Origin of the sequence: Brenneria salicis ATCC 15712 = DSM 30166 (assembly GCF_003315515.1) — a bacterium.
GTDB lineage: Bacteria > Pseudomonadota > Gammaproteobacteria > Enterobacterales > Enterobacteriaceae > Brenneria > Brenneria salicis.
Window position 1 is genome coordinate 19,698 of record NZ_QNRY01000046.1, and the last position, 8,354, is coordinate 28,051.

The following is an 8,354-nucleotide window of genomic DNA, read 5'->3' on the forward strand; positions in this document are numbered from 1 at the left end:
GGGAGGATGGGCGTATTATAACCGATAAGTGCAGTCAACTATCGAGTTTACCCTTATGATCCGTATTACTGACGCTGCTCAGGAACACTTTCTGAAACTGTTGGCAAAACAGGAAGAAGGCACGCAAATTCGTGTTTTCGTCATCAATCCCGGCACGCCAAACGCAGAGTGCGGGGTTTCCTACTGTCCGCCGGACGCCGTGGAAGCCAGCGACACCGAACTGAAGTTTGAGAAAATTTCCGCCTATGTGGATGAACTCAGCGCCCCTTATCTGGAAGACGCTGAAATCGACTTCGTTACCGACCAGTTGGGTTCTCAACTGACGCTGAAAGCGCCGAACGCCAAAATGCGTAAAGTGGATGACGACGCGCCGCTGATAGAGCGTGTGGAATACGTACTGCAATCACAAATCAACCCGCAGTTGGCCGGTCACGGCGGTAAAGTCACGCTGATGGAAATTACCGACGATAGTCTGGCGATCCTGCAATTCGGCGGCGGCTGTAACGGTTGTTCAATGGTTGACTACACGCTGAAAGAAGGAATTGAGAAAGAATTGCTGCAAAAATTCCCTGAACTGAAAGGCGTGCGCGACCTCACCGAGCATCAACGCGGCGAACATTCCTACTACTGATTGCCGCCCGCCGGCGCCCCAGGTCTGCAATACGCCATACCAGACCTGGGGTTTTGCCTTGCATGCGGGTCAAATGCGCTTACTTCAGGCGCCCCGCGCCGTAAATCAATATCGCGGATCAACCGTTCCAGATAACAATCGGAAAAAATGGATTCCAGCGTGCGCGTCAGTTTACGTCGCCAGTTGGGATATTCCCGGCTGGTGCCGGGGACATTGACCGGCGTCGCCATATCCAGCCAGTCTTCCAGTTGAAAACTCACCAGCGAGCTGGCGCTATCGGCGAGATAACGCTGAACCCCACGGTTAAGCGGAGCGCCCATCGTCGTCAACGCCGAATTTCGTCCCACCCGCTGCGGCAGCAAGCCGTGCTGATGCAGCGCATTCAACAACCCTTGTTTGGCTTTTTCACGCTGTTGGATCTGCTGTTCCAATAATCCCGGATTCGGGTACAGCCCCAGATCCTTGCCCAGCGATAAATCCACCGCCTGCCAGTAACCGCGCAGCGTAGGCAGATCGTGCGTGGTGATGGTGGCCATCGCCTGACGCAGGTAGTCGGCGGGCGGGCGGAAGACGTTTTTGTCATCCTTTTCAAAAAACAGCACTTTGTAGGAATAAACCCCGAACTCCTGCATTTTGCTGACAATCTCCTGCGGCACCGTGCCCAAATCCTCGCCAATCACCAGACAGCGGTGCCGCTGACTCTCCAGCGCCAGCACAGCCAACAGATCATCCACCGGATAATGGACATACGCTCCGTTCACCGCCGATTCCGCCTCAGGTATCCACCACAAGCGCAGCAGCGCCATCACATGATCGATACGCAACGCGCCGCAATGCGCCATATTGCTGCGCAACACATCAATAAAAGGCTGATAGCCGCGCATGCGCAGCATATAGGGATTCATCGGCGCCAGTTGCCAGTTTTGTCCCTGCGGCCCCAGCGGATCGGGCGGCGCGCCGATGGAGGCGTCCAGACAGTACAACTGGCGCTCATCCCAGGTTTCCGCTCCGCCGCGCGCCACGCCGACGGCCAAATCACGATACAGGCCGATGGGCAAACCAAGCTGCTTACTGTGGGCAAAGCACTCCGCCAATTGCTCGTAAGCCAGCCACTGCAACCAGCAATAAAACGTAATTTCGTCAGCCTGTTCGTGACGAAAGGACTTCACCGCTTCGCCAAGCACATCATGATAGCGGGCGGGCCACTGACGCCAGTCGGCATAGTCCTCGCCCTGACGTTTCAGGTAAGCCTGCAATGCATCAAACGTGGCCTGCAATTGCAGACTTTGTCCGCCGTTGAACACAAACTGGCGGAACGCGCTGATGCGTGGATCCAGTGAACTGCGATGATTAAAATAACGGAAGGCCAGCCGCAACGCCGTAAGTTTCAGCGCCATCACCGGTTCATAGTTGACCCAGCGCTCCGCACGCAGCGTCGTCACCGCATGCTGCGTATCGTCGCGCAGCCACCATTGTTGCGCTTCCGCGCTCTGCTGAAAATCGTCCACCCGGTTGACATCAATGTAAATCACGTTCAGCCAGTGATGGGAAGAGGGGCTGTAAGGGCTTGCGGCGTCAGGATTGGCCGGATACAAGGAGTGCAGCGGATTAAGCCCGATAAACACACCGCCGCGACGGGCTATCTGCTCAACCAACTGGCGCAAATCGCCAAAATCGCCCACGCCCCAGTTGTTTTGTGAACGCAAGGTGTAAAGCTGGACGGCAGCGCCCCACCAGCGCTTACCCTGCAAGATGGCATCCGGTTCATAGCAACGCGGCGGCGCGACAATAATGCGGCACGACCAACGCCGATCCGCCTGCGTCAAGGTCAGATGGTGATAGCCCAGCGGCAGAGCGGAAGGAAGCGTCAGCACCATGCCGCCGGTCATCTGCCCCTGAACCTGTCCGCCGTTTTCATACACCAGCGTCCAGGCAAATTCGCCGCTGCCAGTCAGCGTAATGGCCGCACCCCGTCCCTGAAGAAATACTTTCACCGGGGGCAAGGGCGCATCTTCGCTCCCCGACGTATCCATCATCGCCAGAAGCCTATCCCTGATCGATGCCTCGACAAGCTGTTCCTTGCCGTAAGCATCGGTATATTTTTCTGCAATACCTGTCTGCTGGATTGCCGCTTTATCCACCTTGAACGCCCTCTCCTTTTGCTTAACGACGCACTTGCCAAATGCGTTTCTGGTAGTCAAGAATTGCCCTGTCCGAACTGAACATTCCCATTCTGGCGGTGTTCAGCACACAACGCCGCGTCCACTCATCCGGTTCACGGTAACGCGCATCCACGTCCTGCTGCACCTGGCAGTACGGTGCGAAATCAGCCATTAACATATAGGGATCGCCCGCCTTCAGCAGACTATTCAATAGTGGCGCAAACGCTTGCTTATCTCCCCGACTAAAAGCGCCGCTGGCCAGTTCAGCCAATATTTCACCCAACAGCGGCGTTTTCGCCACGTAGTCCGATGGCGCATAGCCCTCGGCCCGCATGGTTTTTATCTGCTCTACCGTATGGCCGAAGATGAACATATTCTCAGCGCCGACCTGCTGCGCCATTTCAATGTTGGCGCCATCCAGCGTTCCCACCGTCAGCGCGCCATTCAGCGCCAGTTTCATATTGCCTGTACCGGACGCCTCTTTACCCGCCGTCGAAATTTGCTCAGACACATCAGTGGCCGGGATCATACGTTCAGCCAGTGACACGCGGTAATCGGGAAGAAATACTACCTTAAGGCGCTCATGGCAGCGGCGGTCATGATTAATTTTTTCCGCAACCCGGTTGATGGCGTAAATAATATTCTTCGCCAGCACATAACCCGGCGCGGCTTTCGCGCCAAACAGAAAGACGCGCGGAACTATATCCAGATGCGGGTTATCGCGCAATTGACGATACAGCGCAAGAATATGTAATACGTTCAAGTGCTGGCGTTTATATTCGTGCAGCCGTTTAATCTGCACGTCAAATAGCGCGTTCGGATCAATCATGACGCCATAATGTTGTTTGAGATGCTCGGCCAGCCGCACTTTGTTGTCGTATTTAATCCGCCGATAACGCTCAAGGAATCCGGCATCCCGCGCATAGGGCTCCAGCCCCTGCAAAACCGGCAAATCGTTGATCCACTCCGTCTGCAACGTCTCGTCAATCAGCGCTGACAGCGCCGGGTTACACTGCTTCAACCAGCGTCGCGGCGTAATGCCGTTGGTGACGTTATGGAATTTTGTCGGCCACAGGTGGTGATATTCCGGGAACAGGTCTTTTACCACCAGTTCGGAGTGCAACGCCGCCACGCCATTAACCGCAAAGCAACTCACCACACACAGGTTAGCCATGCGGATTTGCCGCTGATGACGAATGGCGACTTTCGCCCAGACCTGCCTGTCGCCCGGCCACACCGCGTCCACCTGCGTTTTAAACCATGCATCGATTTGCCGGATAAGGGAGAGATGACGAGGCAGCAGCCGACCAAACAGGCGCTCATCCCAGCGCTCCAACGCCTCCGGCATCAGCGTATGGTTGGTGTAGGCAAAGGTCCGTCCGGTTATCGACCAGGCTTGATCCCAACTCAGCCGGTGTTCGTCCAACAGCAAACGCATCAACTCAGGAATAGCCAACGTCGGATGGGTGTCGTTAAGTTGAATCACCTCGTAATCAGGCAGTTCGGACAACCCTCGGCCCGCGTCCAGATGTCTGCGCAGAATATCGGCCACGGAACAGGCGCATTGAAAATATTGCTGCATCAGTCGTAAGCGTTTGCCCGCCGTATGGTTATCATTCGGATACAGCACTTTGGTCAGGCTGGCGGCCATAATACCGGCCTGCGCCGCTTTGAGGTAACGCCCTTCGTTGAACAACGTCAGGTCAAACGGGTGAGGATGGGTCGCCCGCCACAGGCGCAACGGCTGGATGACGCTATTGCGATAGCCAATCACCGGTAAATCGCAAGCCTCGCCGCGAAAGACGACCTCAGGCAGCCATGATTTGCCGCCGTCGTCATGCTCTTGCAGTTTGCCGCCAAAGCCGACATCCACAGCCAGTTCGGGCCGCTGGAAGAACCACGGATAATTATCACGCTGCCAGTCATCCGGGGTTTCCTGCTGCTGCCCTTGCGAGAAATGCTGACGGAACAGCCCGTACTGATAATTCAGGCCATAGCCCGTGACCGCCTGCCCGACTGTCGCCATAGAATCCAGAAAACAGGCGGCCAGCCGTCCCAGACCGCCGTTGCCCAGACCGGGATCGCTCTCCTGCTCCAATACGTCGCTCAGGCTAATCCCCTGCTCGGCCAGCACCGCGGCGGCATCATCGTACCAGCCCAGATTCAGCAGGTTATTGCCCGTCAGACGACCGGGAAGAAACTCCATCGACAGGTAATTGACGTGGCGCGAAGCGGTGTGACTCGCCGGGGCTACGGGCTGCGCGGCCAGTTGTTCAGCCAGCGCCACGCTGACGGCGCGCCAGCGCTGTTCCGGGGTCAGCAAAGTGAGGGAGGCAACCCCGAAATATTGCCGCTGGCGCAGTAAAGCGGCGGCAAATTGGGATGCGTTGAATGAAAAAGCGTGCGTGGATGAATATGATGACATGATGCCTCCCCCCTGTCGTCCGTCACGGAAAAAGGCACGTCTGGCTCAACACAACTCCAACTGCACCTTATGTTGTTCGATAATTTTTTGCACACTCGGCGGTGGTAGTTGATCGGTAAAAAGATAATCGATCAAATCCATGTTGCCCAGATTTACCATCGCATTGCGGCCAAACTTAGAATGGTCCGTCACCAACATGACACAGCGCGAGTTCTCAATAATCGCCCGCTTGGTTCGCACTTCATGGTAGTCAAATTCCAGCAACGAACCATCCATGTCAATGCCGCTGATGCCCAAGATACCGAAATCCAGTCGAAACTGAGAGATAAAATCCAATGTCGCTTCGCCCATGATGCCGCCATCACGCGTGCGCACTTCACCGCCCGCCAGGATCAGACGGAAATCCTCTTTTGACGTCAGCAACGTCGCCACATTCAGATTATTGGTGACCACTCGCAGCCCCTTATGCTGCATCAACGCATAGGCCACCGCTTCCGGCGTGGTGCCGATATCAATGAACAATGTGGCGCCATCCGGGATCTGGCTCGCCACCCGGTGGGCGATGCGGGCCTTTTCATCGGACCACATCATTTTACGGTCATGATAGGCGGTATTCACCGAACTTGATGGCAACGCCGCCCCGCCGTGGTGACGGTGGATTTTATTCTGCTCCGCCAGATCGTTGAGATCGCGACGAATCGTTTGTGGACTGACCGCAAAATGTTCAACCAGTTCTTCGGTGCTGACATAGCCTTGACGACGCACCAATTCGATAATGGCGTCATGCCGTTGTGTTTGCTTCACGTTCATCCCCTAACATGTCCCGATTTACCGGGAGTTGGTTTTATTAGACGTATCCCAGAAGGCCATCAATAACCCGATCACCAACCCCGTCACGTGGGCCGCGTTAGCTATCGACATGCCTAAAATATCGAAATATCCGGCGATCAGCCATAGCAATGCAAACGCCATCAGGCTACGCGGCATGGATAAATAACCGTCAGGTTCTCTCTCTCCCCGCAGCCAGACATATCCCATCATCGCATACACCACGCCGGACAATCCGCCAAAGTAGATGCCGCTGAACCGTGACTGCACCCAACCGCTGATCAGCGCGGCAATCAAGGTAATCATCAGTAACTTGCTGGCGCCTAACACTTTTTCCACCGGCCCGCCCAGATACCACCACCACATCAGATTGAATAAAATATGCAAAACGGAAAAATGCAACAAGGCATGACTGAACCAACGCCAGAGTTGCCATTGCTGCCCGGCGTCCGGGTAAGCGAGCAGCGTAATCACGCGCTCATAGCCCGCTAGCTTCATCAGTACGAAAACCGCAATCGACGCGACCATGATCAACATCGTCAGCGGACCCGCCTGCTGTTTAAGGGTTTGCAGATAAGAAAACGACCGGTACTGAATACCGGCATCGGTCGAGCCGGTCTGCCAGCTTGCCGCCTGATAGCGGGGATTGGAGGGATCACGCAGAAAAATTTCCAGCGCCGCCTGTACTTGCGTCAGTTGCGCGTCGTCTGCCAGCCACAGTTCGGCTTCCTGTCCCGTGGTACGCATTTCCAGGCTGACGCGCTGCGTATGCATGTAATCCACGAAAGCCTGAGCCAGACGTGGGTTGGATAGCGCGATAACTCGAATTGCCATAGTTGATTTATCACAATAGTCGTGGACGGATTGCGCGTAAAAATATCACATATCCGGGAGATGAGTGCGCGAGAATATCATTTCAGCACCGTGAATGTTTCCTGGCATTCGTCCAAAACTCCGCTCGGTATAACAACTCAAAATCATTTCACTCTCTTTTTGGTAACTAAATCACTTATTTTTTACTTCCGTCTCAGCTTGTTTCCTCTGACAGAAGTCACTGTTTAACTAATGCGACTATTTTATTCTCTCATCATAGAGTCGGATAAGCGCAGGCTATTGCCAGACTGCGCGTTCCTAAGAACAGTGCGTGCGTCTTTCACCGCATTCCGCTCAAGCCTCTCAAAGGCATTTTACTTTTGGCATAACTCAGTCCGGTTGATGATTTGTTATTTTTGGCGCTTAATCCGATCGCATAATTTGGACTGAGCTCTCCCTTCAAGTACTCTACTACCCGGCGAAGGTATTTAGTTTAAGAACGACAATCAGTACTGCCATTAAAAGCAACACAATAACAGAATAAATTAGCGTCCTTATTAATCGTTATTATTGATTATTGCTCATGGAGCATCGATATATTCCTCGCCATAACCATATTGATATCCTTCTGTAAATTATCGTTATTAACAGATTTTGTGGTCAAAACATCATTAATAGAACAACTAAAGCGATCGTTTTATGTTGGTATCATCAGGCCAATACAGGGAAATAATATATTGGCAACATGCTAATTATTATAATAAAAATTATGGTTGAGCACTTATAATGGTTGTATTGTCTGTTTTTATGCCCAATTAAAAGGAGTTTTACCATGGCTAATTACACATATATGACAATTGAGAGCAAATCACAGGAACTGATTTCTGAAAGCGGTTCAACGACAGAGTCCATTGGAAACAGAGATCATGCAAACCATACAGTCCAGATTACGATCCTGGCATTCAACCATATGATGAATAATGATGGTCACACACATGCGTGAAATTAATTAAATATTGAACGGTGAAATATATGTATGAAATAAAGGTCGATGTTTTCGATAAATTGCGTTCCTGGATAATAGAAGGGCGCTTCCACGAAGGTCAGTATATAAATCTGGGCGAGTTGTGCTGCTCGTTAAAAGTAAGCCAAGTACCCGTGCGTGAGGTATTGATACGCCTCTCCGAAAGAGGCTTACTCACTTGGGAGAGAAAACGTGGCTTCAAAATAGCATCGTGTGACCCGCACGAGTGCGCATCTATATTGCAAATGAAACGTACGATTTTTACAAACGCGATGAATCGTTTGTGCCCGCAACATCTTTCACCAGACAACCTAAGGAACGTTCGCGACCGTATTAACTCCGCTTCATCCGAAGATCTAAGTTGGGCCGAATTATCGACCCTGTAAATAATTCTGTGTAATTGCCACCCTATTAAATGTGACCGTTCAACCGGTCACCGAACTCAATAATAAAACGACTCATCGCCAGCCG

6 protein-coding genes are annotated in these 8,354 nt (G+C 52.9%); 2 read left to right on the top strand and 4 right to left on the bottom strand.

The window, feature by feature from the left end; translation table 11 throughout:
• Positions 1–55 precede the first annotated feature (55 nt).
• Complete coding sequence (gene nfuA, locus DES54_RS15455) at positions 56–631, top strand: Fe-S biogenesis protein NfuA (RefSeq protein WP_113868903.1); 576 nt, start codon at positions 56–58, stop codon at positions 629–631.
• Here nfuA and malQ read toward each other — a convergent pair.
• The 4 genes from malQ to glpG are packed head-to-tail and all read right to left on the bottom strand — an operon-like array spanning position 625 to position 6,880.
• The gene (gene malQ, locus DES54_RS15460) at positions 625–2,772 is read right to left on the bottom strand and encodes a 4-alpha-glucanotransferase (protein WP_113868893.1); all 2,148 of its coding nucleotides are present in this window, start codon (positions 2,770–2,772) and stop codon (positions 625–627) included. The two genes, nfuA and malQ, sit on opposite strands and share 7 nt — an antisense overlap.
• Positions 2,773–2,794: 22 nt before the next feature.
• A complete protein-coding gene (gene malP / locus DES54_RS15465; protein WP_113868895.1) occupies positions 2,795–5,218 on the bottom strand; it encodes a maltodextrin phosphorylase in 2,424 nt (807 codons plus the stop codon).
• A 45-nt stretch (positions 5,219–5,263) separates the two neighbouring features.
• Positions 5,264–6,022, bottom strand: a complete 759-nt coding sequence (locus DES54_RS15470) for a DeoR/GlpR family transcriptional regulator (RefSeq protein ID WP_113868905.1) — start codon at positions 6,020–6,022, stop codon at positions 5,264–5,266.
• 24 nt (positions 6,023–6,046) lie between these two features.
• Positions 6,047–6,880 carry a rhomboid family intramembrane serine protease GlpG gene (gene glpG / locus DES54_RS15475; protein WP_113868897.1) on the bottom strand — a complete coding sequence of 278 codons (834 nt, stop codon included), beginning with the start codon at positions 6,878–6,880 and terminating at the stop codon, positions 6,047–6,049.
• Positions 6,881–7,891: 1,011 nt separating this feature from the next.
• Between glpG and DES54_RS19300 the strand changes: the two genes are divergently transcribed.
• The gene (locus DES54_RS19300; RefSeq protein WP_113868899.1) at positions 7,892–8,269 is read left to right on the top strand and encodes a GntR family transcriptional regulator; all 378 of its coding nucleotides are present in this window, start codon (positions 7,892–7,894) and stop codon (positions 8,267–8,269) included.
• Positions 8,270–8,354: the final 85 nt, after the last annotated feature.